The 22,455-nt window shown below is 62.3% G+C and carries 23 protein-coding genes; 11 read left to right on the plus strand and 12 right to left on the minus strand.

Translation table 11 applies throughout. From position 1 onward, the window contains the following. Positions 1-189 precede the first annotated feature (189 nt). The 3 genes from QEN71_RS23980 to QEN71_RS23990 all read left to right on the plus strand — a co-directional run bounded on the left by QEN71_RS23980 (position 190) and on the right by QEN71_RS23990 (position 2,700). On the plus strand, positions 190-1,080 hold the full coding sequence (locus QEN71_RS23980; RefSeq protein WP_201654312.1) for a LuxR family transcriptional regulator: 891 nt from the start codon (positions 190-192) through the stop codon (positions 1,078-1,080). A 93-nt stretch (positions 1,081-1,173) separates the two neighbouring features. After that, complete coding sequence (locus QEN71_RS23985; RefSeq protein ID WP_201654309.1) at positions 1,174-1,848, plus strand: energy-coupling factor ABC transporter permease; 675 nt, start codon at positions 1,174-1,176, stop codon at positions 1,846-1,848. A 210-nt stretch (positions 1,849-2,058) separates the two neighbouring features. Then, positions 2,059-2,700 (plus strand): BspC domain-containing protein, encoded by a 642-nt coding sequence (locus tag QEN71_RS23990; RefSeq protein ID WP_201654306.1) that lies wholly within the window; start codon positions 2,059-2,061, stop codon positions 2,698-2,700. A 141-nt stretch (positions 2,701-2,841) separates the two neighbouring features. On the opposite strand, the gene QEN71_RS23995 is transcribed toward QEN71_RS23990, so the two are convergent. Both QEN71_RS23995 and yaaA read right to left on the minus strand, forming a co-directional pair. After that, the gene (locus tag QEN71_RS23995) at positions 2,842-4,008 is read right to left on the minus strand and encodes a M14 family metallopeptidase (RefSeq protein WP_201654303.1); all 1,167 of its coding nucleotides are present in this window, start codon (positions 4,006-4,008) and stop codon (positions 2,842-2,844) included. A gap of 29 nt (positions 4,009-4,037) precedes the next feature. After that, positions 4,038-4,820, minus strand: coding sequence for a peroxide stress protein YaaA (gene yaaA, locus QEN71_RS24000; RefSeq protein WP_201654300.1), 783 nt, complete (start codon positions 4,818-4,820; stop codon positions 4,038-4,040). A gap of 57 nt (positions 4,821-4,877) precedes the next feature. Here yaaA and QEN71_RS24005 point away from each other — a divergent pair, with 57 nt between their 5' ends. Both QEN71_RS24005 and QEN71_RS24010 read left to right on the plus strand, forming a co-directional pair. Next, entirely contained in the window at positions 4,878-5,396 is a 519-nt protein-coding gene (locus tag QEN71_RS24005; RefSeq protein ID WP_201654297.1) for a putative toxin-antitoxin system toxin component, PIN family, read from the plus strand. Between the two features lie 74 nt (positions 5,397-5,470). Continuing rightward, positions 5,471-6,661, plus strand: a complete 1,191-nt coding sequence (locus QEN71_RS24010) for a pyridoxal phosphate-dependent aminotransferase (protein ID WP_201654294.1) — start codon at positions 5,471-5,473, stop codon at positions 6,659-6,661. 106 nt (positions 6,662-6,767) lie between these two features. On the opposite strand, the gene QEN71_RS24015 is transcribed toward QEN71_RS24010, so the two are convergent. Next, on the minus strand, positions 6,768-7,415 hold the full coding sequence (locus QEN71_RS24015; protein WP_201654291.1) for a glutathione S-transferase family protein: 648 nt from the start codon (positions 7,413-7,415) through the stop codon (positions 6,768-6,770). A 126-nt stretch (positions 7,416-7,541) separates the two neighbouring features. Here QEN71_RS24015 and QEN71_RS24020 point away from each other — a divergent pair, with 126 nt between their 5' ends. The 6 genes from QEN71_RS24020 (at position 7,542) to QEN71_RS24045 (ending at position 14,460) form a co-directional block, all read left to right on the plus strand. Continuing rightward, positions 7,542-9,116: a 3-hydroxyacyl-CoA dehydrogenase gene (locus tag QEN71_RS24020; RefSeq protein ID WP_201654287.1), complete on the plus strand. Its 1,575-nt coding sequence runs from the start codon at positions 7,542-7,544 to the stop codon at positions 9,114-9,116. Continuing rightward, positions 9,116-9,904: an oxepin-CoA hydrolase, alternative type gene (locus QEN71_RS24025; protein WP_201654284.1), complete on the plus strand. Its 789-nt coding sequence runs from the start codon at positions 9,116-9,118 to the stop codon at positions 9,902-9,904. Before QEN71_RS24020 ends, QEN71_RS24025 begins: the two co-directional genes overlap by 1 nt. Beyond that, positions 9,901-10,623, plus strand: a complete 723-nt coding sequence (locus tag QEN71_RS24030) for a histidine phosphatase family protein (protein ID WP_201654281.1) — start codon at positions 9,901-9,903, stop codon at positions 10,621-10,623. The genes QEN71_RS24025 and QEN71_RS24030 overlap by 4 nt, the downstream gene beginning before the upstream one ends. Positions 10,624-10,655: 32 nt before the next feature. Then, positions 10,656-11,762, plus strand: a complete 1,107-nt coding sequence (locus QEN71_RS24035; protein ID WP_201654278.1) for a phosphotransferase — start codon at positions 10,656-10,658, stop codon at positions 11,760-11,762. Between the two features lie 58 nt (positions 11,763-11,820). Then, a complete protein-coding gene (locus QEN71_RS24040) occupies positions 11,821-13,050 on the plus strand; it encodes an acyl-CoA dehydrogenase family protein (protein ID WP_201654275.1) in 1,230 nt (409 codons plus the stop codon). A 708-nt stretch (positions 13,051-13,758) separates the two neighbouring features. Continuing rightward, complete coding sequence (locus tag QEN71_RS24045) at positions 13,759-14,460, plus strand: glutathione binding-like protein (RefSeq protein ID WP_201654344.1); 702 nt, start codon at positions 13,759-13,761, stop codon at positions 14,458-14,460. Positions 14,461-14,484: 24 nt separating this feature from the next. Here the strand turns inward: QEN71_RS24045 and QEN71_RS24050 are convergent, their stop codons facing one another. The 9 genes from QEN71_RS24050 to QEN71_RS24090 form a co-directional block, all read right to left on the minus strand. Beyond that, positions 14,485-14,949 (minus strand): MaoC family dehydratase, encoded by a 465-nt coding sequence (locus QEN71_RS24050; RefSeq protein ID WP_201654272.1) that lies wholly within the window; start codon positions 14,947-14,949, stop codon positions 14,485-14,487. Then, positions 14,946-15,404 (minus strand): MaoC family dehydratase, encoded by a 459-nt coding sequence (locus tag QEN71_RS24055; RefSeq protein WP_201654269.1) that lies wholly within the window; start codon positions 15,402-15,404, stop codon positions 14,946-14,948. The genes QEN71_RS24050 and QEN71_RS24055 overlap by 4 nt, the downstream gene beginning before the upstream one ends. 32 nt (positions 15,405-15,436) lie before the next feature. Continuing rightward, a complete protein-coding gene (locus tag QEN71_RS24060; protein WP_201654266.1) occupies positions 15,437-16,564 on the minus strand; it encodes an acyl-CoA dehydrogenase family protein in 1,128 nt (375 codons plus the stop codon). A gap of 10 nt (positions 16,565-16,574) precedes the next feature. Then, on the minus strand, positions 16,575-17,771 hold the full coding sequence (locus tag QEN71_RS24065) for an acyl-CoA dehydrogenase family protein (protein ID WP_201654263.1): 1,197 nt from the start codon (positions 17,769-17,771) through the stop codon (positions 16,575-16,577). Between the two features lie 55 nt (positions 17,772-17,826). After that, the gene (locus QEN71_RS24070; protein WP_201654260.1) at positions 17,827-18,270 is read right to left on the minus strand and encodes a DUF1178 family protein; all 444 of its coding nucleotides are present in this window, start codon (positions 18,268-18,270) and stop codon (positions 17,827-17,829) included. A 246-nt stretch (positions 18,271-18,516) separates the two neighbouring features. Then, the gene (locus tag QEN71_RS24075) at positions 18,517-19,107 is read right to left on the minus strand and encodes an NUDIX domain-containing protein (protein ID WP_201654257.1); all 591 of its coding nucleotides are present in this window, start codon (positions 19,105-19,107) and stop codon (positions 18,517-18,519) included. A 41-nt stretch (positions 19,108-19,148) separates the two neighbouring features. After that, the gene (locus QEN71_RS24080; protein ID WP_201654254.1) at positions 19,149-19,445 is read right to left on the minus strand and encodes a DUF2818 family protein; all 297 of its coding nucleotides are present in this window, start codon (positions 19,443-19,445) and stop codon (positions 19,149-19,151) included. Next, the gene (gene nuoN / locus QEN71_RS24085) at positions 19,445-20,923 is read right to left on the minus strand and encodes an NADH-quinone oxidoreductase subunit NuoN (protein ID WP_201654251.1); all 1,479 of its coding nucleotides are present in this window, start codon (positions 20,921-20,923) and stop codon (positions 19,445-19,447) included. The genes QEN71_RS24080 and nuoN overlap by 1 nt, the downstream gene beginning before the upstream one ends. Positions 20,924-20,948: 25 nt before the next feature. Then, positions 20,949-22,442 (minus strand): NADH-quinone oxidoreductase subunit M, encoded by a 1,494-nt coding sequence (locus QEN71_RS24090; RefSeq protein ID WP_201654248.1) that lies wholly within the window; start codon positions 22,440-22,442, stop codon positions 20,949-20,951. Positions 22,443-22,455 lie beyond the last annotated feature (13 nt).

Here is a 22,455-nt window from a genome sequence, read left to right on the forward strand (position 1 = left end):
AATTTTCCCTGCATCGAATCAAGCCCCGCCGCGTGCGGGGCTTTTTTCATGGCACTCGTCCTATGCCACTCGGACAGGCGGTCATCCGACAAGGAATTTGTCATCATCGATACGACGGTGCATCGCTGCGCAACGACGAAAACGTTGCGGGCATCGCACCGCCATGACCGCTCGATCAGGAGGCAACGCATGCGATTTTCAGTTTTCAACTCAGACGCCGAACGCAGGGAAGGACTCAAGGCACTTTTACGGCAAGTGGACCGGCAGGCAGGGTTCGGCGAAGCACAGGACTGGCCGCAGGCCGAGCGCATGTTGCGCCGCCTGCAGCCCGACCTGTTGCTGATCGACTGGGAGGACTGGATGTCGCCCCTCGACGCCCGCGCGTTGCTCGCCAAACATCCGGGTCTGCCCGTCGCCGTGCTGGTCGACGATATCTCTCCCGCTCATGTGCGCTCGTTCGTCGAGAAAGGCGTGCTCGGCGTGATCCCACGCTCGACCGACCCGCGCGTGATCGTGCGTGCGCTCGAAATGGTTTTGCTGGGCGTGCACTACATCCCCGCCGATGCGCTGTCGCTCAATGCGTCGGCTGCGTCGGCTGCATCGAACAGACGCGTGCGTCCGCTCGCCGATCCACACGCGCGCGATCTGGTCGCGCCGACGAAGCGTCCGAGCCTGACGGGCGGTCTCTCGCCGCGGCAAGAACAGATCATGCGCTGCGTCCATATGGGCAGCACGAATAAAATGATCGCTCGCGCGCTAGGCATCAGCGAGGGCACCGTGAAAATTCATCTGGCGACGATCTTCCAGCAACTCGGCGCACCGAACCGCGCCGCCGCCGTCGCGATCTACAACGGCTGGCTCACCGCGCAACTCGAGGTGCTGCGCAGCGGACAGAACCGCATCCCGCGTCCGGCGCGCGTGGCGGTCAACGTCACGCCGCTACGTCAACGCAAGCAGCGCACTTTCCGCTATCCGTTGCCTGCCAACGACACTTCCGCTGCACTGCCGATGGCGGCCGAAGCAACCGTGCCCTACGGCGCGCGGCGGCCGAGCCCGGAGCGCGACGACGGCGCGATGTAAAGGTCGAAAGGAATCTGCTGTCAATCGACATAAATCATTTGCTGGCATGGAATCCGCTCACACGTTTCGGCAATCAACGAGTAATATGAAGACATGGGTTTCCTCTATACACCGCTTCCGTTGTGGGTCGCTGTCGGTGGCTGGATCGCCGCTGTGGCTCTGCTCGCGCTCGCGCTTTGGAAGAACCCGTTCAGGCGATTGCAGGAACCCGTGCTTCAACATGTGTGGCTCGCTATCATCGTCGCCGTCTCGGTGCTGTGGGCGACCAACGCATGGCTCGAAGACGGCACGGTGATACACCTGCTCGGCGCGACGCTCGTCGTCACGCTGTTCGACTGGGGGCTCGCGCTCATCGCAATGGCCATCGTCACGGGGCTCGCTGCCGTCGTTTTCGACGCGCCATGGCAAGGCATCGCGTTGACGTTCCTCGTGTTCGGCGCCGTGCCCGTCGGTGTGTCCACGTTGCTGCAACGCGCGAGCATCGCGTGGCTGCCACGCAATCTCTTCATGTTCATCTTCGGCCAGGGCTTCGTGTCGCCCGCCATCGCAGTCACGGTCGCGTCAGCCGTTGCATTGGCAACGCATATTGCACTCGCCGACGGATCGATGTCCGTGATCCCGGCCGGCTATGCATTCAGCGTGTTCCTCCTTGCGTCGGGCGAGTCGTGGTTCACGGGCATGTCGACAGCATTGATCGCCGTCTATCGTCCTGCGTGGGTCACCACGTATGATGTGCGTCGCTACCGGCTCGGTGGTCCGCGTACCTGATCGTTGCCTGCATGCAGCGCGTCGTCGTCGGAACAATGAACAGCCTGCAAGGGTCGTTCGGCTTGTTCGCATCCCTGCATCATCCGCCGATATATCGCTCATCGAGCCAGCCCACCACGACACGACAAAATATTTGTGCCAGGATTGAACTCATCCCTGCCGACGGGCATCTTATGTGCCTGAACTCTTCGCAGCATTGATCAAACATAGATGGATCGCACTAACGCACCGCGCCGATTGCCGCGGTTGGTCGGCCGGTTAGCGGTGTGGATGGCGAGCGCATCGCTCGCATGCGCGCTGCCCGCTTTTGCCGATCAACTCGGGCAGCACAACGACCTCGTCAACAAATTCATCAACGACATGCACGCGGATCCGCTCGTTGCGGATTGTGCCGCGCATGGCAACTTCGTCGCGAGCACATCGACGGCTTTCGATCACGTCGAGTTTCCGCCCAGTTCGTTCGACAGCGCGCACTCGGCCGTCACGCCGTGGAACGATTCGTTCGACGAAGGCAAGCAGAAGGTCAAGGTCGACAGCATCGTGACTGTCGAAGGTCTCGGCATTCCGCAGGCGGGCGGCGATCCATCGCAGCTCAAGTTCCGTTGCGGCTATGTCGGCGCGCAGATGCTCGCCTTCAGCTGGAACGATCCCGTGCCGCCGTTGCGCGCGCGCAGTGCCGCGTCGTCGGGCTCGCACAGCGCGAAGGGCAAACACGCCGTCAGCGGCAAGGGCTCGAAGAAGAGTTCCGGTAAATCGACCAAGGGCTCGCCGAACAAATCGGGCAACAAGAAGTCGAGCAAATCGTCAGGCAAGGCCGTGACGAACAAGAGCAGCAGCAAGAAGAAACATTGATGCCGCGCATGTCCGCGCATATCCGATTCGAACCACGAATCGGGCGCATCGCGCGACCAAAAAAAGCGAGGCCACGCATACGCGTGGCCTCGCTTTTTTACATACCTTTGCAACGGCTCGACACATCGAGCGTCGATGCACTCAGGCAAACGCCTCCATATGCCAGAGGATCGCCTGTAGCATCGACGCGCCGAGCGACGCGCTACGCTCGCCATTCCAGCCGACGCGTTCGTCGGGCAAATTCGCGTTGTCCTTGAACGGCATTTCGAGCGTCAGCGACAGGCAGCCGAACTCGTTGCCGATGTACTTCGACGCGAGCTTGAGCGCATCCTGCCGATACTTGCTCGCCTCATAGCCGTACTTGTCCTGGAAGTCGGGACTCGCGCGCAGGAAGCCCTGAATGAACGCCGTCTGCTCCTCGCGTTGCCGCTCGGTAAAGCTCGGCAGCATCTCCGATCCCGCGACGAACACATACGGCAGCGCTTCGTCACCGTGGATGTCGAAGAACAGATCGCAGCCCGTCGTATGAATCGCGTCGCGCACGAGCAGCACTTCAGGGCTGCGCGCGGCATCCGGCTCCATCCATTCGCGATTCAGGTTCGCGCCCGCCGCATTCGTGCGCAGATTGCCGTGCACGCTGCCGTCCGGGTTCATGTTCGGCACGATGTAGAAGTCCGCGTAATCGTAGAGCTTGCGCGAGACCGGGTCGCCCGACCAGTCGCCCCAACCCGCGAGCCGCTTCACCAGACCTTCGACGAACCATTCGGCCATCGTCTCGCCCGGATGCTGTCGCGCGATGATCCAGATTTTCTTCTTGGGCTTCAGCGAGCCGTCGTCGAGCAGCGTCGGCGCGCCGAGCGTCAACAGCGACATCGGCCGGCCTTCGACCGTCTTGCCCAGTTCCGTCAGCGCGGCATGCGGCATCTGTTGGACTGCGCCGAGAAATTCGGAATGTCGCTCTTCGCTATACGGCTCGAAGTACGCGTAATAGATGCGATCGAAGTCGGGCGTGTGATCGATGGTCAGCACGCGGCCATCGTACGACGTCGGCACGCGGAACCAGTTCACGCGGTCATAGCTCGCGCATGCCTGATAGTTGCGCCAGCCTTCGGCGAATGCGCAGTCGGCGGCATTCTCGAAGGTCATCACGCAGCGCTCGCCGCGCCCGCCCGACAGCCGGAAGTAGAACCACTGCGCGAAGTCGGCATGACTGTCCGGACGCACGCGCAAACGGATGTTGTCGGCCTGCGCACAGGACAGAACTTCGATCGCGCCTGCGTCGAAATTGCTCGTAATGGATAGCGTCATGTTGATGTTCCTGCTGGTTCGGCGTCGCGTCAGTCCGCGACGCGCCGGCGAAAGACATAGGTGGAATCGTTCGATGCGTCTTCATCGAACGCATAGCCTTCGGAATCGAAAGTCTTCAGCTGTTCGGGTGTGTCGAAACGGTTTTCCACCGCGTAGCGCGCCATCAGACCGCGCGCGCGCTTTGCATGAAAATTGATGATCTTGTAGCGGCCGCCCTTCCAGTCTTCGAACACGGGCGTGATCACGGGCGCCGCGAGCAGCTTCGGCTTGACGGACTTGAAGTATTCGGTCGACGCGCAATTGATCAGCGCGCGCGAACCGGCCTTCTTCTTGTCGAGTTGCTGGTTGAGCGCCTGCGTGATGCGCGCACCCCAGAACGCGTACAGGTCCTTACCGCGGCTGTTCTCGAAGCGCGTGCCCATTTCGAGCCGGTACGGCTGCAGCAGATCGAGCGGACGCAACAGGCCGTAGAGCCCCGACAGCACCCGCACATGTTGTTGAGCGTAGTCGAGATCCGACGCGGACAGCGACTTCGCGTCGAAGCCTTCGTAGACGTCGCCGTTGAACGCGAGCACGGCCTGCTTCGAATTGGACGCGTCGAAGGTCGGCGACCAGTCCGCGTAACGCTGAAAATTCAGATGCGCGAGCTGATCGGAAATGTCCATCAGCGAGGCGATGTCTTGCGGCGACAGACGGCGCAGACCGCCGATCAGTTCGGCGGCGTCATCGACGAAATCGGGGAGCGTATGTTTCTTGACGTGCGGCGGGGTCTCGTAGTCGAGCGATTTGGCCGGCGACAGAACGATTATCATAGAGGCTTTCAGGCACGCCGTGCCTGGCGGTCAAAGACGAAAGCCAGATTGTAACGAATGCCCGAAACCCCTGCCTTGCCCCAACAGAACGCGCCGGTCGCGAATCACGCAGCCGCGCCCTCCGTCGTGCTCGATTCGAACGTGTGGATCGACATTCTCGTGTTCGACGATCCTCATACGCGCCCCATTCTCGCCGCGCTCGAACGCGGCACGCTGCGTGCGCTGATCGACGCGCGCTGTCTCGCCGAGCTGACGCACGTGCTCGACTATCCGCAGTTCCAAAAGCGCGCCGTCGACAAGGCCGCCGCGCTGGCAAGGGTCGCGCGGCTGTCGTCGCTGGTCACGCCGCCCGCGCCCGCTGAAGACGCGCGTCCATTGCCCAAATGCAAGGACCGCGACGACCAGAAGTTTCTCGAACTCGCGTACGCGGCCCAGGCGAACTGGCTCGTTTCGAAGGATCGCGCGGTGCTGAAGCTGGCGAAGCGGATCGCGCGCGACTTCGGTTTCCGCATTGCGCAGCCTGCGCCGTTCGTCGTCGAATGTGCGTTGACGGCAGACGAAACCACAGAAGCCTGACGCACGCAACGCGCAGTCAGTCATCTCCGCGCCCGGCCCGCACAACCGCCGAGCCGTTTTTCCCTACAATCGACATGAACGCACCGCACGATCCGACGACCACGCCTATGACCACCACGACTCCTTCGTTCCCGTCCCGTCTGCCGAATGTCGGCACGACGATCTTCACCGTGATGAGCGCGCTCGCTGTCGAAAAGAACGCGGTCAATCTGGGCCAGGGCTTTCCGGATTTCGATTGCGATCCGCGTATCGTCGATGCCGTGTCCAACGCGATGCGCGAGGGTCACAACCAGTACCCGCCGATGGCAGGCGTCGCGCCGCTGCGTCAGGCCATCTCCGAGAAGATCTCAAACCTGTACGGCCGCCGCTACGACGCTACGACGGAAATCACGGTGACGGCGGGCGCGACGCAGGCGCTTCTGACGGCGATCTTGTGCGCCGTTCATCCCGGCGATGAAGTGATCGTCGTCGAACCGACCTACGACAGCTATCTGCCATCGATCGAACTGGCGGGCGGCAAGCCCGTGTTCGTCACGCTCGACGCGCCCGACTACGCGATTCCGTTCGACAAGCTCGCCGCTGCGATCACGCCGAAGACACGCATGATCCTGATTAACACGCCGCATAACCCGACGGGCACCGTCTGGCGCGCCGAGGACATGCAGAAGCTCGAAGACATCGTGCGCGGTACGAATGTTCTGATCCTGTCCGACGAAGTGTATGAACACATGGTCTACGACGGCGCGCCGCACGAAAGCGTTGCGCGCTATCCGGAACTCGCGCAGCGCAGCTTCGTCGTGTCGAGCTTCGGTAAGACGTATCACGTGACGGGCTGGAAGGTCGGCTATGTGGCCGCGCCCGCTCCGTTGATGGCCGAATTCCGCAAGGTCCATCAGTTCAACGTGTTCACGGTCAACACGCCGATGCAACTGGGCCTCGCGCATTACATGCAGGATCCCGCGCCGTATCTGAATCTGTCCGCGTTCTATCAGAAGAAGCGCGACTTCTTCCGAGCCGGTCTTGCGCAATCGCGCTTCAAGCTGCTGCCGTGCACGGGCACATACTTCCAGTGCGTCGACTATTCGGCCATCAGCGACATGCCCGAAGCCGAATTCGCGCAATGGCTGACGGGCGAAATCGGCGTGGCCGCCATTCCCGTGTCGGCGTTCTATCACGAGCCGCATGAATCGGGCGTCGTGCGCTTCTGCTTCGCGAAGAAAGAGGACACGCTCGCCACCGCGCTCGAACGGCTGGCGCGTCTCTGATATGGCGCGCGCGATGCTGCGAACGAACCGAGGTTCTTCGCCATCGCGCGCGAAGCATTGCGGCGCTTGTGTGCCGAACGTGCAGGCACATCGGCACCCCGCCCGCTCACTTCTTCTTTTGCGCGTCCATATACGCCTTGCGGTCGTCCGTCACGCGCTGCGCGGCCGGGCGCGCATTGAGCGCCTTCACGTACGGCTTCCAGTCGATACCGACATCGAGCAGAAAATCGCGTCCGTAAATGGCCTGTGTCGCCATGCCGACGAGCGGCAGACTCACGAAGCCCGCGACATCCGCAACGCTGAAGCGCTCGCCGCGCAGATACGGCGTGAACGACGCGAGCCGCCTGAAGCCGCGAATGTGATGGATCAGAAGTTTCTCGGTGCGTCCTTTGGTGGCGTCGGTGATCGTGCCGCCAAAGAACGCCTGCTTGTACAGATTGCGCGCGGTCAGTTCGAGATGCACGTCGACGAACGTCATCAGTTCGCGTTCCTTCGCCGCTTCCCACGGATCGCGCGAGAAGATCGCCTTGTCGGGATAAGCAGCGGCGAGATATTCGATGATCGCTTGCGACTCGCACAGACTGCCCTGCTCCGTCACGATGAACGGCACCTTGCCGAGCGGCGAATGTTCGAGAAACGTCTCGTCCTGGCTCGGCTGCACGGACACTTCCTCAAACGGAATGCCGAATTCGAGCAGCGCGAACTTGACTTTGTTGTAATAGTTGGACAGCGCAAAACCATGCAGCTTGATCATCCGGTGTCTCCTGCGGATGGTTGTCGAAAGACGCTTGCCGTTTTAGCGCGCGTTGCCAGTACGACAGTTCGGCGCGGCTTTGAAACGGACGTACTATTTTAGAATAATCATGGAGTGAGTCACATCATGTCATCGAACACCTCTCGCCAGTACAACATCGAGACTGTCGGCATCGTCGGCACGGGTGCGATGGGGCGCGGCATCGCGCAGATCGCCGCGCTCGCGGGCCTCAACGTCAGGCTCTACGACACGAACCCCGCCGCGATCGGCGCCGCGCGCGACTATCTGTCCGACACGTTCTCGAAGCTCGTCGCCAAAGGCAAGCTCGACAGCTCGCGGTCGCTCGCGGCGCTCGCGTGCGTGACGGGTGCCAACGCGATCGACGGACTCAAGGACTGCGATCTCGTCGTCGAAGCGATCGTCGAAAAGCTCGACGTGAAGCGCGCGCTCTTCAAGGAGCTGGAAGGCATCGTCGGCGAGGACTGCATTCTGGCTTCGAACACGTCGTCGCTGTCGATCACGGCAATCGCCGCCGCGTGCACGGACCCGTCGCGCGTGCTCGGCTATCACTTCTTCAACCCGGTGCCGCTGATGAAGGTCGTCGAAGTGATCGACGGCTTGCGCAGCGATCCCGCCGCCGGCAACGCGCTGATGGATCTCGCGCGCCGCATGGGTCACACGCCCGTGCGCGCAAAGGACATGCCCGGCTTCATCGTGAATCACGCGGGCCGTGGCATGAACACGGAAGGCTTGCGCTGCGCAGATGAAGGCGTCGCGAGTTTCGTCGACATCGACCGCATCATGCGCGAGCAGGCGGGCTTCCGGCTCGGACCGTTCGAACTGCTCGACCTGACCGCGCTCGACGTGTCGCATCCCGTGATGGAATCGATCTATCACCAGTTCTACGAAGAGCCGCGCTTCACGCCGTCGCCGATCACGGGCACGCGGCTCGCGGGTGGTCTGATCGGGCGCAAGGCGGGCGAAGGTTTTTATGTGTATGTCGACGGCAAGCAGCAAGCGCCTGCTGAACTTCCTGCACCTGTTGAGCTTCCGAAGCGCGTCTGGGTCAGCGCGCGCGTGCCCGGTGCACGCGATGCCGTGCTCGCGCTGATCGCGAAGGCCGGCGTCGCCGTCGACGAAGGCGCGTCGCCCGCCGCCGATTCTTTGATCGTCGTCACGCCGCTCGGCTTCGACACAACGACGGCTGCCGTCGACGAAGGTCTGGACGCAAGCCGCGTCGTCGCGATCGATACGCTCTTTCCGCTCGTCGACGCGCAGCGCCGCACGCTGATGACCACGCCCGCGACGACGCGCGCCGCACGCGATACCGCGCACGCCCTCTTCGCGCACGACGGCGTGCCCGTCACCGTGATCCGCGATTCGACGGGCTTTGTCGCGCAGCGTGTAGTCGCGACAATCGTCAACATCGGCTGCGACATTGCGCAACGTCAGATCGCGTCGCCGGAAGATATCGATCTCGCCGTGACGCTCGGCCTCGGCTATCCGCGCGGACCGCTCGCACTCGGCGACGCGCTCGGCGCACAAACCATCCTCACCATTCTGCGCAACATGTTCAGCGTGCTCGGCGATCCGCGCTATCGTCCTTCACCGTGGCTCGCGCGCCGCGCACAACTCGGCATGTCGCTCACGCAACGCGATGCCGCCGACAACAACGATTACAACGATAAGGAGCAAGCGTAATGGCCGCCGAACTGCTCGCCTCCCGCCCGACCGAAAGCGAATCGACGCTCGTGCTCACCCTCTCGAATCCGGGCGCGCGCAACGCGATGCACCCGGACATGTACGCGGCCGGCATCGAAGCGATGAACACGGCCGAACGCGACACGTCGATTGGCGCGATCGTCATCACGGGCGCCGACAACTTCTTTTGCGCGGGCGGCAATCTGAACCGTCTGCTCGAAAATCGCGCGAAAGATCCGTCCGTGCAGGCCCAAAGCATCGATCTGCTCGGCGAATGGATTGCCGCGTTGCAGGCGTCGTCGAAGCCGGTGATCGCGGCCGTCGAAGGCGCAGCGGCAGGCGCGGGCTTTTCGCTCGCGCTCGCATGCGACCTGATCGTCGCCGCCGACGACGCGAAGTTCGTGATGTCGTATGCACGCGTCGGTCTAACGCCCGACGGCGGCGGCTCGTGGTTCCTCGCACGCGTATTGCCGCGTCAGATCGCGACGGAAGTGCTGATCGAAGGCAAGCCGATCGGCGCACCGCGTCTGCACGAACTCGGCGTCGTCAACCGGCTCGCGAAACCGGGCGCCGCGCGCGATGCGGCCATCACGTGGGCTGACGATCTCGGCAAGGTGTCACCGAATGCGAAGGCGCGCATCAAAGGCCTGATTGCGGCTGCGGGCGAACAGTCGCTGCCCGATCATCTCGTCGCGGAGCGCGACAGCTTCGTCGCGTCGCTGCATCATCGCGACGGGCTCGAAGGCATCACGGCGTTCCTCGAAAAGCGCGCGCCCAACTACAAATGAGCACGCCGGGTTATCAGCTGCCGAAACGCCGCCGCATCTATCTGATGCGGCACGGCGACGTCACGTACTTCGATACGTCCGGCAAGACGATCGACCCGGAGCGCGTGCCGCTCAACGACAACGGCCGCGCACAGGCCGATGCCGCGGGCAGCGCTTTCGCCGAACAGAACGTGCGCTTCGATCGCGTGATCGCGAGCGGCTTGCCGCGCACGGTCGAAACGGCGCAGCGCGTGCTGGCGCAAATGAGCGCGGAAGTCGCCATCGATATCGAACCCGCCTGGGAAGAAATCCGCGGCGGCAAGCCAGGCTCGATTCCCGCCGCCGATCTCGAAGCGACTTTTCTCGCCGGGTTCGACGGCATCGTCGCGGAGGACATGCAGTTTCTCGGCGGCGAAACGATCGGCGCATTGTTCGATCGCGTGCTGCCCGCGCTCACGGCGCTGCGCGAAGACGAATCGTGGGACGTCGCGCTGCTCGTGCTGCACGGCGGCGTCAATCGCGCGATTCTCTCGCACGCGATCACGGCGGGTGGCCGCACGTTCTTCGGCCATCTCGCGCAGGCGACGGGCTGCATCAACGCACTCGACGTCGGCGCGGCGCCGCGCGACTGGGTCGTGCGGCTCATCAATCATTCGCCGCCTTCACCGCTGCATCGCGACGTGCGCAATACGTCGATGGAAATGCTGTACGCGCAATTCATCCAGAGCAGGCGCAGCTAGCAGTCGATCATTCGATCATCCACGGAGGAGACATGCCGCACGACGCGACACCAGCCGGATCGACGACGCAAACCGATTATTCAGCCTTCGAAGGCACGCGTCCCGTCAGCGAACGGCAACGCATCGACATCGATGCGCTGTCGGCGTGGCTCGCGCAACATGTCGACGGATTTGCCGGGCCGTTGACGCTCGAACAGTTCGCAGGCGGCCAGTCGAATCCCACGTTCAAGCTGATCACGCCGACGCGTTCCTATGTGATGCGCGCGAAGCCCGGGCCGTCCGCGAAACTGCTGCCGTCCGCGCATGCAATCGAACGCGAGTATCGCGTGATGCATGCGCTGCGCGACACCGACGTGCCCGTCGCGACGATGCTCGCGCTGTGCGAAGACGAAAGCGTGATCGGGCGCGCGTTCTATGTGATGGAGTTCGTGCAGGGCCGCGTGCTTTGGGATCAGTCTCTGCCCGGCATGACGCCCGCGCAGCGCGGCGCGATCTATGACGAGATGAATCGCGTGATCGCCGCGCTGCATACCGTCGATGTCGGCAAGGCCGGGCTCGCCGATTACGGCAAGCCGGGCAATTATTTCGCGCGGCAGATCGGCAGATGGAGCAAGCAGTATCAGGCGTCGGAGACGGAGCCGATCGACGCGATGCATCGTCTGATCGAATGGCTGCCGCAGCATATGCCCGCCGACACGAACGCGCGCCCTTCCGTCGTGCACGGCGATTACCGGCTCGACAACCTGATCTTTCATCCGCATGAACCGCGCGTGCTCGCCGTGCTCGACTGGGAACTGTCGACGCTCGGCGATCCTCTCGCCGACTTCGCGTATCACTGCATGGCGTGGCACGTCGATCCCGCGCAGTTTCGCGGCATCGCGGGTCTCGACTGGGCCGCGCTCGGCATTCCCGACGAGGCACAGTACGTGCAACGCTATTGCGAGCGCACCGGCCTGACGATACGCGGCGACTGGAACTTCTATCTCGCGTACAACATGTTCCGAATCGCGGCGATCCTGCAAGGGATCATGAAGCGCGTCGTCGACGGCACGGCAGCGAGCGAACAGGCGCTCGACGCAGGACGCCGCGCTCGCCCGATGGCAGAACTCGCGTGGCGCTACGCGCAGAAAGTGCGTTGAACAGGCGGTGCCGCGCATCAACCGGTAGCACGGATTTCACGTCATCCACGAGGGCAAGATGAATTTCGACTACACCCCGAAAGTTCAGGCACTGCGCGACAAGCTGCTCGCTTTCTTCGACGAGCACATCTATCCGAATGAACAGGCGTTTGCCGCTGAAGTGGCGCGCAACCGTCAGGCGGGCAATGCGTGGGTGCCGACAGAACTGATGGAAAGCCTGAAGCAGCAGGCGCGCGATGCCGGTCTATGGAATCTGTTTCTGCCCGACTCGGAGCGCGGCGCGGGCCTGACGAATCTCGAGTACGCGCCCCTTTGCGAAATCATGGGCCGCGTGCCTTGGGCGCCCGAGGTCTTCAACTGCAGCGCGCCTGACACGGGCAACATGGAAACCATCGAGCGCTACGGCAGCGACGAGAACAAGCGCGAGTGGCTGGAGCCGCTGCTGCAAGGTCAGATCCGTTCGGCATTTCTGATGACGGAGCCGGAAGTCGCTTCATCGGATGCGACGAACATCCAGACGAGCATCGTGCGCGACGGCGATTCATACGTGATCAACGGCCACAAGTGGTGGTCGTCGGGTGCGGGCGATCCGCGCTGCAAGCTGCTGATCGTGATGGGCAAGACCGACCCGGACGCGCCGCGTCATCAGCAGCAATCGATGATTCTCGTGCCGGCCGACGCCGCGGGCGTGACCGTGCATCGACCGCTGACGGTGTTCGGTTATGACGACGCGCCGCACGGCCACATGGAGATCACGCTCGACGATGTGCGCGTGCCGGCCGCGAACATGCTGCTCGGTGAGGGGCGTGGGTTTGAAATCGCGCAGGGGCGATTGGGGCCGGGGAGGATTCATCATTGCATGCGGTTGATCGGGCTGGCTGAGCGTGCGCTCGAATTGATGTCGAAGCGTGCCTTGCAGCGGGTTGCGTTCGGCAAACCGATTGCCGCGCAGACGGTCACGCAGGAGCGGATTGCCGAAGCGCGTTGCTTGATCGAGCAGGCGCGGTTGTTGACGCTCAAGACCGCGTACATGATGGACACCGTCGGGAACAAGGGCGCTCGCGGTGAGATCGCGATGATCAAGGTTGTGGCGCCTAATATGGCTTGCACTGTGATTGATTGGGCTATTCAGGCGCATGGCGCGGCTGGGATGAGTGACGATTTTCCTCTTGCCTATGCATATACCACCGCGCGGTGGCTGCGGTTTGCTGATGGGCCCGATGAGGTTCATCGCAATGCTATTGCCAAGATTGAGCTTGGCAAGTATGCCCAGCAGCAGGCTGGTTGAATTTTTTGGCGCTGCCGTTTTTGGTTGGCAGGGCGTCAGCGGGGTTTGGGGAACTGTGGTGTAATTTTTTTTGTTTGTCTGCGATGGTTTTTTTTGTCGCTGGCGTCCGCGAGTTCGTTTCGGTGCTTCAGGCGTTGCCCCTGTGCGGGGCGGCACCTACTTTTCTTTGCAGCGGCAAAGAAAAGTAGGCAAAAGAAAGCCGCTTTTGTACCTCCGGTGCCGGGCACGATAACGGCACGGCGGACTTTCTTTGAGCCGTCGCGCAGCCACGCCAACACTCCGTAGAAAGCCCGCAGTCAGGCGCGCGCGGCGCGAAAGATGACATCCACCTGGGGCACATTCGGTCAGCTTGTTTTTGTGTGTTTGCCGTCGGTCTGATTGCGGCGTTATGTGCTCCAGACTGTGTGAGGGTTTTCGCGCTGTGCGCGGTTGACTGCGGGCTTTCTACGGAGTGCGGACGTCGCTGCGCGACGGCTCAACTGCGGCATGCTGAAGCGCTATCCTGGCGGGCACCGGAGGTACAAAAGCGGCTTTCTTTTGCCTACTTTTCTTTGCCGCTGCAAAGAAAAGTAGGTGCCGCCCCGCACAGGGGCGACGCTAGCAAACCGATACGAAACCGCGGATGCCAGCAAAAAGACAAAAACCAAAAAAGCAAAAAGCATGGCGACTAGCGTCGCAGACAAAAAAACCCTGGAACAGGAGCCATCGATGATCGACATCTACAGCTGGGCCACCCCGAACGGCCACAAAATCCACATCATGCTCGAGGAAACGGGCCTCGAATACAAAGCCCACCCGATCAACATCGGCGCAGGCGACCAGTTCACCAAAGAATTCCTGGCGATCAGCCCGAACAACAAAATCCCTGCGATCGTCGACGATGACGGCCCGAAACGCGCAGACGGTGCACCATTCGCCCTGTTCGAGTCAGGCGCAATCCTGCTCTACCTCGCCGAGAAAACGGGCAAATTCCTGCCCACCGACCCGGCAGCACGTTACGAGACGCTGCAATGGCTAATGTTTCAGATGGGCGGCGTCGGCCCGATGCTCGGTCAGACACACCACTTCCGCGTCTACGCGCCGCAGCCGATCGAATACGCGATCAACCGCTACACGAACGAAGCAAAACGCCTTTACGGCGTGATGGATACGCAACTCGGCAAGACGCGCTATCTGGCAGGCAACGACTATACGATCGCCGACATCGCGACGTTCCCATGGACCCGCTCATGGCAAAACCAGGGCTTGCAGATCGACGACTTCCCGAACGTGAAGCGCTGGCACGAAGAAATCGCCGCGCGCCCCGCGGTGCAACGCGGCGTCGAAGTGCTGGCGTCGGCGCGCGTGCCGCTCATGGACGACAAGGCCAAAGAAATGCTGTTCGGCGCGACGCAGTACGCAAAGCACTGAGCGTCTGCATCGCGGCGAGCGTGCCTAGAAATAGTGCCGCGTAATGAACTCGGCGACACACACGGGCCGCTCGCTGCCCTGCCGTTCGAGCGTCACATTCCACGCGATCTGCACGCCGCCTGCTTCGACGTCCGTCACGCTCGCGACGCCGAAGCTCGCGCGCAATTGCGAGCCGACGGGCACCGGCGCCGTAAAACGCACGCGATTGAGCCCGTAGTTGACGCCCATGCGCTGCTCGAAACGGAACGTCTCGATGAGCAGCGCCGGGATCAGCGACAGCGTCAGAAAACCATGCGCGATCGGTCCGCCAAACGGCGACTCGCGCTTTGCGCGTTCAGGATCGACGTGGATCCATTGATGATCGCCCGTCGCCACCGCAAAGCGGTCGACGCTCGCCTGATCGATCTCAACCCACTCGCTCATGCGCGGCGACTCGCCGACGAGCGCACGCACATCATCTGCCGAGCCGAGCGTCAGCTCGGGCGTCATGCGGCCGCTCCCGGATTGCGCAGCCCGAAGATCGCCCTCGAACGCACGGTGATCACCAGTTCGCCGTGCTGATTGAAACCCCGCCATTCCGTCGACACGATGCCGCGATCCGGCTTGCTCGCCGACACGCGTTTGTCGAGCACGCTGTTGGTCATGCGGATCGTGTCGCCGACACGCACCGGCTTGAGCCAGCGCAGATCGTCGATGCCGGGCGACCCCATCGACGTCGATCCCGCCAGCGAGTTGCGCACGAGCATGCCCATCATCACCGAGCACGTGTGCCAGCCGCTCGCGATCAAGGTGCCGTACGGCGACGCGGCCGCGCCCGCATCGCTCACGTGGAACGGCTGCGGGTCGAACTGCTCGGCAAACTGGACGACCTCGTTGCGCGTGAACGTGTGCGAGCCGACTTCATACGTCGTGCCGACTTCCATATCCTCGTAGCTCAAACCCATCTTTCACCTCGTATGCATGTGTTGGCGGACGCTCAGGCGTCGGCCGTCGCGAATCCCGGCAGCGCAGCAAAGCGCGCAAGGTGATGATCGACGTCGCCGAGCGTGGTTTCGATGATAGCGAGACGCTTGAACAGATGTGCGGCGGCAACCTCGTTCGTCACGCCCATGCCGCCGTGCAACTGCACCGCCTGCTGGCCGACGAAGCGCGCCGCCTGCCCCACCCGCACTTTCGCCGCCGACACCGCGCGTCGGCGCTCGTCGGCGTCGATGCTGCTATAGCGCACGGCCGCAAGATAGGTCGCGGAACGCGCCTGCTCCGCGTGAATCAGCATCTCGACCATCCGGTGCTGCAGCGCCTGGAAACGCGCGATCGGCACGCCGAACTGCTGACGCGTCTTCGTGTACTCGACGGTCGCGTGATTCAAGGCGTCGAGTGCGCCGATCGCCTCCGAGCACAGCAGCACGATGCCGTAGTCGGCGATATGCTCCAGCGCCGCAGCGCCCGCATGTTTGCCGTTGAGCTTGCGCGCGGGCGTCGCGTTGAATGCGAGCGTCGCGGCACGCTGGCCGTCGATGGTCCGGTAGTCGGTGATCTGCGTGTTGGCTGCATCGCGTGTTACGACGAAGAGCGCGACTTCGCCATCGAGGCGCGCGGGCACGATCCAGAAATCAGCCTGTGCGCCGTGCTGCACGACCGATTTCGTGCCGCTCAACGTATAGCCGTCGCCCTGACGTGTTGCCGTCGTGTCGATCGAAAACAGGTCGTAGCGCGCGTCCGGTTCGTGAAATGCCACAGCCAGTCTGATCTCGCCTTGCGCCGCGCGTTCGAGCAACGCGGCATCGTCGCCCTCGCCCGTGCCGGACAGCTTCAGCGCCTCGATGCCGACGGCCGTCGCCCAGTACGGCTCGACGACGAGCGCACGCCCCAGTTCCTGCATGACGACCAGCATATCGACGGTGCCGCCGTTGAAGCCGCCCCGCGCTTCCGGTACAGGCAACGCAGTCAGGCCGAGTTCGGCAAAGGCCGAACCGTGCTCTTTCGATATGCCCGCATCCGAGCGCACGATCGCCTGCCGCGCTTCGAAGCCGTAATGCTTGTCGAGATAGCGGCGCAGCGCGTCCGCGAATTGCTGTTGTTCGTCGGTGAAATTGAAGTTCATGCGCCGCTCCTCACAGTCCGAGAATCATCTGCGCGATGATGTTCTTTTGAATTTCGTTCGAGCCGCCGTAGATCGACGTCTTGCGGTAGTTGAAGTAGTACGCGGCAAGCGGAGCGGCATCGTCGTCGCCCGCAATGCTGTGCGCGCGTTCGCCTTCGAGGAACGGCACGTCGAACGGCGCAGCGAGCGGGCCGACCGCTTCGAACATCAACTCGGTCAGGCCTTGCTGCACTTCCGTGCCCTTGATCTTCAGCATCGACGCTTCCGGTCCCGGCCCGCGCCCGCCCGCTTCATTCGCGACCACGCGTTGCACCGTCACTTCGAGCGCCATCAGTTCGATTTCGAGGTTCGCGACTTTCGCGGCGAACAGCGGATCGAGCAGCAAGGGCTTGCCGTTCTTCTTCTGATTCAGCGCGAGTTGCTTGAGGAACACGAGTTCACGCTTCGACTGCCCGACGCGCGCGATGCCCGTGCGCTCGTGGCCGAGCAGATATTTCGCGTACGTCCAGCCACGGTTCTCATCGCCGACGAGGTTCTCGACGGGCACCTTCACGTCTTCGAAGAACACTTCGTTGACTTCGTGATCCTCATCGAGCGTGATGATGGGCCGCACGGTGATGCCCGGCGTCTTCATGTCGATCAGCAGGAACGAAATGCCCTCCTGCTTTTTCGCGCCGCTGTCGGTGCGCACGAGACAGAACATCATGTCGGCGTGCTGGCCGAGCGTCGTCCAGGTCTTCTGGCCATTGACGACATAGTGATCGCCGACACGTTCGGCACGCGTGCGCAGCGACGCCAAGTCCGAACCCGAGCCCGGCTCCGAATAGCCCTGGCACCACCAGTCGGTGCCGTCGAGAATGCGCGGCAGATAGTGACGTTTCTGCGCTTCGCTGCCGTATTTCATCAGCACGGGCGCGACCATCGATACACCGAACGGCAACACGCCTGGCGCGCCGACGTCGGCGCACTCTTCGTCCCAGATATGGCGCTGTGTCGCGTTCCAGCCCGGTCCGCCGAATTCGACGGGCCATGCGGTCACCGACCAGCCGCGCTTACCGAGCAGCTTGTGCCAGCTCGCGTAGTCGTCGCGATTCAGACGTTTGTGGTTGAGAACTTTGTTGCGTAACGCGTCCGGCAGATTGGCTTCGAGCCAGGCGCGAATGTCGGCGCGGAATGCGTCGTCGGCGGGGGAATAATTCAGATCCATGCGCAGTGTCTCCTGGCCGCGGCCTTGCGCCGCCAGGAGCACTGCAAGCAATGGCTTATTGCAGCGGCTCTTTCAGTGCGGCGGGCACAGGCAGCGGCATCACATCGATGCCTTCTTCGACGAGGGCTCGTGCGTCTTCCGGCGTGGTGACACCCCGGATGCTGCGAGCGGGCGCTTCGTTGTAATGAATGCGCCGCGCTTCCTCGGCGAAGCGGTCGCCCACGTTCTCCGTCTTTTCCAGCACCTCGCGCACTGCACGCATCATGTGCGCCTGCAGTTCGCCAATCTCCGCAGCTGCCTTCTCCTTCGAAGCGTTCGACGCGCTCGTCGCACCGGACAGATTCAGGCGCGGCGCCGACGGCAAACGGCTCACTTCCGTTGCACCGCAAATTGGACATTCGACCAGCTTGCGGGACAACTGCGATTCGAAGTCATCGGACGAAGCGAACCAGCCTTCGAACCGATGATCATGCGGACACTGTAGATCGAGGACCTTCATGTGGAATCAGGGCTTGCGTACGAGTGTAGCGCAAAAATGACATTTTGTGAACGGTCGTTCGTTAAAATGTATGCGCCTTTTTGTAAAGGGCAGCAGCACGTCGGCGAACGGGAATCAGCCATTCTAGCGCGTCGGCTCACGACGCGCCGACGGTAGAATGGCCATAGAGCGGCAAGCTTCACAAACGAAAAACGGCAGCGCGAGGCTGCCGTTTTAAGTTCGACGACGAAAATCGCGTTGCGCGCCTCAGCCTGCTTCCGGCGCGTTCTCCGGCCATGCGCCCGACAGCAGCTTCTCCAGCCAGAACGTACCGATGATCGTCTTCACGTCGCTCAACTGGCCCATGCGGATCCACTCGGCCACGTCCGACACTTTCGCAATGAACGTCTCGAGAAACTCGCCGTCGTCGAGCTTGCGCTCGCCCGGTGTCAGACCGCGTGCGACGTAGATGTCGATGAATTCGGTCGAGTAGGAAATGATGGGATGAACGCGCGTCAGGTAGACGTACTCGCGCGCCGTGTAACCCGTTTCCTCGAGCAGCTCGCGCTTCGCGCACGTCAGCGAATCTTCGTCCGGATCGAGCTTGCCCGCGGGGTACTCGTACATCACCTTGCCCATCGCGTAGCGATACTGCGTTTCCATCAGCACGCGGCCGTCGTCGAAGAGCGGAATCACCATCACCGCGCCGGGATGTTTGACGTACTCGCGCGTTGCGTGCTTGCCGTCGGGCAGTCGCACCGTGTCGCATTTGACCGTCATGAACGGCCCTTGATATGCGACTTCGCTCGTGATGCAGGTCTCTTTGAGTGCAGCGTCGTGATCGGGAAGTTCTGCCATATGCGACCTCTTTGCAGCAAAGGACGCGACGGCCGGAACCGTCAGCGCCGTTTGACGAGATATTGAAACGTGAAGCCCGGGAAGGCGAAAACGATGAACAGGCTGAACGTGATCGCGTAGAACTGCCAGCCTTGCTCGAAGCGGTTGCCGGCGCGCGCTTCGAGCATGAAGCCGAGTGCGCCGACGATGAAATACAGCACGATCAGTTCACCGATCCTGATCCACGCGCTTTTCCGGGCGGCCCGCACAGGCACGACACCGAACACGCGCTGGTTCAGGAACGGTACGTTGGCGCCCACGAGCGCCAACAGCACGATGAACCACCCCGCTGCCGACATTACAGCGGCAGGGTATGCGAAATAGCGTTGAGACAGATCGACATCAACGGGCCCGGAACGATGCCGAGCACCAGCACGGCCACGCCGTTGAGCGCGAGCAGCGTGCGCTTGCAGGCGTCGCCGGCGATCGGCGTCGTGTCGACGGGATCGTCGAAGTACATCACCTTGACGATGCGCAGGTAGTAGAACGCGCCGAACAGCGACGTGATCACAGCCAGCACGGCGAGCCACGTGAGACCGGCGTTCATCGTCGCTTCGAGCACGGCAAGCTTCGCGTAGAAGCCGACCGTCGGCGGGATGCCGGCGAGCGAGAACATCATCACCATCATCACGAACGCGAACACGGGGCTGCGTTGATTGAGGCCCTTGAAGTCGTCGATCGATTCGGCTTCGAACTCGCGGCGCGCGAGCAGCATCACGACACCGAACGAGCCGAGCGTCGTCAGCAGATAGACGATGCTGTAGAACATCGCCGAGCCGTACGCGCTTGCCGCTGCGCCCGTCTTGCCGTCGACCACACCGGCCAGCAGGCCGAGCAGCACGAAGCCCATGTTCGAGATCGCCGAGTAAGCGAGCATCCGCTTGATGTTGCGCTGGACGATACCCGTGATGTTGCCGACGATCAGCGACAGCGCGGCCAGAATGACCAGCATTTCCTGCCAGTCGACGGCGAGCGGCAGCAGGCCCATCACCAGGAAGCGCAGACCCCACGCGAACGCGGCGACCTTCGGACCACCGCCGACGATCAGCGTCATCGCAGTCGGTGCGCCCTGATACACGTCAGGCACCCACATGTGGAACGGCACGGCGCCCATCTTGAACGCGATACCCGCGACGATGAAGATCACGCCGAACAGCAGCACGACGTCGTTGATGCGTCCCGACGCGACCGCCTTCAGCACTTCGTTCAGTTCGAGCGAACCCGTCGCGCCGTACAGCATCGAGATGCCGTAGAGCAGGAAGCCCGAAGCCAGCGCGCCAAGCACGTAGTACTTCATCGCGGCTTCGTTCGACGGCGCGTTTTCACGGCGCAGCGCGATGACGGCGTAGAGCGACAGCGACATCAGTTCCAGACCGAGATACAGCGTCAGGAAGTTGTTGCCCGAGATCATCACGAGCTGGCCGAGCAGCGAGAACATGCCGAGCAGGAAGAAGTTGCCTTCGTAGAGGCCGCGGTCTTCCAGATACTTGCGCGAGTACACGATCGAAATCGCGTAGCCCAGCGACACGACCGCCTTCATCACGCTGGCGAAGGGATCCACCACGTACATGCGCGAGAAGAAATACTGCGGCCCGGCGCCCGCTGTGAAGGCATCGATGGCGAACCAGATGCCGGCCACGACCGTGGAAATCAGCGCGATGAAATACGTCGTGCGGCGGCTGTTCGGGCCAACGAACGTGTCGATGAGCCACGCGACGACGATAGCGGCCATCACCAGCGCGTCGGGTAACAAGGCGGTCATAGGTGCGTTTTGCATGATCTTTAAATTCCTCCGCTTCGCATTACTGCGGTAGCGGCAGCTTCGACTGCGCAACGTGGGACAGGAGATTTTCCACCGACACGTGCATTACTTCGGTAAAGGGCTTCGGATAGATGCCCATGTACAGCGTCAACAACGCGAGGACTGCCAGCATGAAGAACTCGCGACGGTTGATGTCGACGAGGCTCTTCACGTGATCGTTGACAACCGCGCCGAAGTACACGCGCTTGTACATCCACAACGTATAGGCCGCGCCGAGAATCAGCGTCACGGCCGCGCCGAACGCGATCCAGAAGTTGTACTGGACAGCGGCCAGAATCACCATGAACTCGCCGACGAAACCCGACGTGCCCGGCAGGCCGCAGTTCGCCATCGAGAACAGCATCACGAGCGCCGCGAACTTCGGCATCGTGTTGACGACGCCGCCGTAATCGGCGATCTGACGCGAGTGCATGCGGTCATACAGCACGCCGATGCAAAGGAACATCGCGCCCGACACGAAGCCGTGCGAGATCATCTGCACGATCGCGCCTTCCGCGCCCAGCTGGTTGAAGATGAAGAAGCCGAGCGTGACGAAGCCCATGTGCGCGATCGACGAATACGCGACCAGCTTCTTCATGTCCGCCTGCACCATCGCGACGAGGCCGATGTAGACCACGGCGACAAGCGACAGCGTGATCACGACGGGCGCGAGCAGATGGCTCGCATCCGGCGCGATGGGCAGCGAGAAGCGCAGGAAACCATACGCGCCGAGCTTCAGCATGATCGCGGCCAGCACGACCGAGCCGCCCGTCGGCGCTTCCACGTGCGCGTCCGGCAGCCATGTGTGGACAGGCCACATCGGCACCTTGACGGCGAACGCAAGGAAGAACGCTATAAAGAGCAGCACCTGCGGCGTCATCGAGAGCTTCGCGGCATGCCATGCGGCCAGATCGAACGTGCCCGTCTGCGTGTACAGATACAGCAGGCCGACCAGCATCAGCAGCGAGCCCATCAGCGTGTAGAGGAAGAACTTGAATGCCGCGTACACGCGGTTCGCCCCGCCCCACACGCCGATGATGATGTACATCGGAATCAGCGTCGCTTCGAAGAACACGTAGAACAGCATGCCGTCGGCTGCGCTGAACACGCCGACCATGATGCCCGACAGGATCAGGAACGCCGCCAGATACTGGCCGACGTTCTTCGTGATCACTTCCCACGCGGCGATCACGACGATCACCGTGATCAGCGCCGTCAACACGACGAACCACATGGCGATACCGTCGATGCCGAGGTGATACGTGATGTTGAAGCGCTCGATCCAGTTAGCCTTTTCTTCGAACTGCAATGCTGCCGTACTCGTGTCGAAGTCCGTGATAAGCGGAATCGTCACGATGAAACTCAACACCGACCCGATCAGCGCAATCCATCGCGCCGGACCGGGATTGCGATCTGAACCGATGGCCAGAACCACCAGGCCGAAAATTATCGGCATCCAGATCGCGATACTCAGAATCGGAAACGTCGTGTGCATGAGAAGTGTCTCC

It is taken from the genome of Paraburkholderia sabiae, from assembly GCF_030412785.1.
Taxonomy (GTDB): Bacteria; Pseudomonadota; Gammaproteobacteria; order Burkholderiales; family Burkholderiaceae; genus Paraburkholderia; species Paraburkholderia sabiae.

Excerpts from the sequence above, each read along its gene's own strand:
- QEN71_RS24075 (WP_201654257.1), bottom strand. The coding sequence starts at position 19,107 with ATGGCAGAACTTCCCGATCACGACGCTGCACTCAAAGAGACCTGCATC.
- QEN71_RS24020 (WP_201654287.1), top strand. The coding sequence starts at position 7,542 with ATGTCATCGAACACCTCTCGCCAGTACAACATCGAGACTGTCGGCATC.
- nuoN (WP_201654251.1), bottom strand. The coding sequence starts at position 20,923 with ATGCAAAACGCACCTATGACCGCCTTGTTACCCGACGCGCTGGTGATG.
- QEN71_RS24040 (WP_201654275.1), top strand. The coding sequence starts at position 11,821 with ATGAATTTCGACTACACCCCGAAAGTTCAGGCACTGCGCGACAAGCTG.
- QEN71_RS24045 (WP_201654344.1), top strand. The coding sequence starts at position 13,759 with ATGATCGACATCTACAGCTGGGCCACCCCGAACGGCCACAAAATCCAC.
- QEN71_RS23980 (WP_201654312.1), top strand. The coding sequence starts at position 190 with ATGCGATTTTCAGTTTTCAACTCAGACGCCGAACGCAGGGAAGGACTC.
- yaaA (WP_201654300.1), bottom strand. The coding sequence starts at position 4,820 with ATGATAATCGTTCTGTCGCCGGCCAAATCGCTCGACTACGAGACCCCG.
- QEN71_RS24060 (WP_201654266.1), bottom strand. The coding sequence starts at position 16,564 with ATGAACTTCAATTTCACCGACGAACAACAGCAATTCGCGGACGCGCTG.
- QEN71_RS24005 (WP_201654297.1), top strand. The coding sequence starts at position 4,878 with ATGCCCGAAACCCCTGCCTTGCCCCAACAGAACGCGCCGGTCGCGAAT.
- QEN71_RS23995 (WP_201654303.1), bottom strand. The coding sequence starts at position 4,008 with ATGACGCTATCCATTACGAGCAATTTCGACGCAGGCGCGATCGAAGTT.
- QEN71_RS24090 (WP_201654248.1), bottom strand. The coding sequence starts at position 22,442 with ATGCACACGACGTTTCCGATTCTGAGTATCGCGATCTGGATGCCGATA.
- QEN71_RS23985 (WP_201654309.1), top strand. The coding sequence starts at position 1,174 with ATGGGTTTCCTCTATACACCGCTTCCGTTGTGGGTCGCTGTCGGTGGC.
- QEN71_RS24080 (WP_201654254.1), bottom strand. The coding sequence starts at position 19,445 with ATGTCGGCAGCGGGGTGGTTCATCGTGCTGTTGGCGCTCGTGGGCGCC.
- QEN71_RS24055 (WP_201654269.1), bottom strand. The coding sequence starts at position 15,404 with ATGGGTTTGAGCTACGAGGATATGGAAGTCGGCACGACGTATGAAGTC.
- QEN71_RS24065 (WP_201654263.1), bottom strand. The coding sequence starts at position 17,771 with ATGGATCTGAATTATTCCCCCGCCGACGACGCATTCCGCGCCGACATT.
- QEN71_RS23990 (WP_201654306.1), top strand. The coding sequence starts at position 2,059 with ATGGATCGCACTAACGCACCGCGCCGATTGCCGCGGTTGGTCGGCCGG.
- QEN71_RS24035 (WP_201654278.1), top strand. The coding sequence starts at position 10,656 with ATGCCGCACGACGCGACACCAGCCGGATCGACGACGCAAACCGATTAT.
- QEN71_RS24025 (WP_201654284.1), top strand. The coding sequence starts at position 9,116 with ATGGCCGCCGAACTGCTCGCCTCCCGCCCGACCGAAAGCGAATCGACG.
- QEN71_RS24070 (WP_201654260.1), bottom strand. The coding sequence starts at position 18,270 with ATGAAGGTCCTCGATCTACAGTGTCCGCATGATCATCGGTTCGAAGGC.
- QEN71_RS24015 (WP_201654291.1), bottom strand. The coding sequence starts at position 7,415 with ATGATCAAGCTGCATGGTTTTGCGCTGTCCAACTATTACAACAAAGTC.
- QEN71_RS24030 (WP_201654281.1), top strand. The coding sequence starts at position 9,901 with ATGAGCACGCCGGGTTATCAGCTGCCGAAACGCCGCCGCATCTATCTG.
- QEN71_RS24010 (WP_201654294.1), top strand. The coding sequence starts at position 5,471 with ATGAACGCACCGCACGATCCGACGACCACGCCTATGACCACCACGACT.
- QEN71_RS24050 (WP_201654272.1), bottom strand. The coding sequence starts at position 14,949 with ATGACGCCCGAGCTGACGCTCGGCTCGGCAGATGATGTGCGTGCGCTC.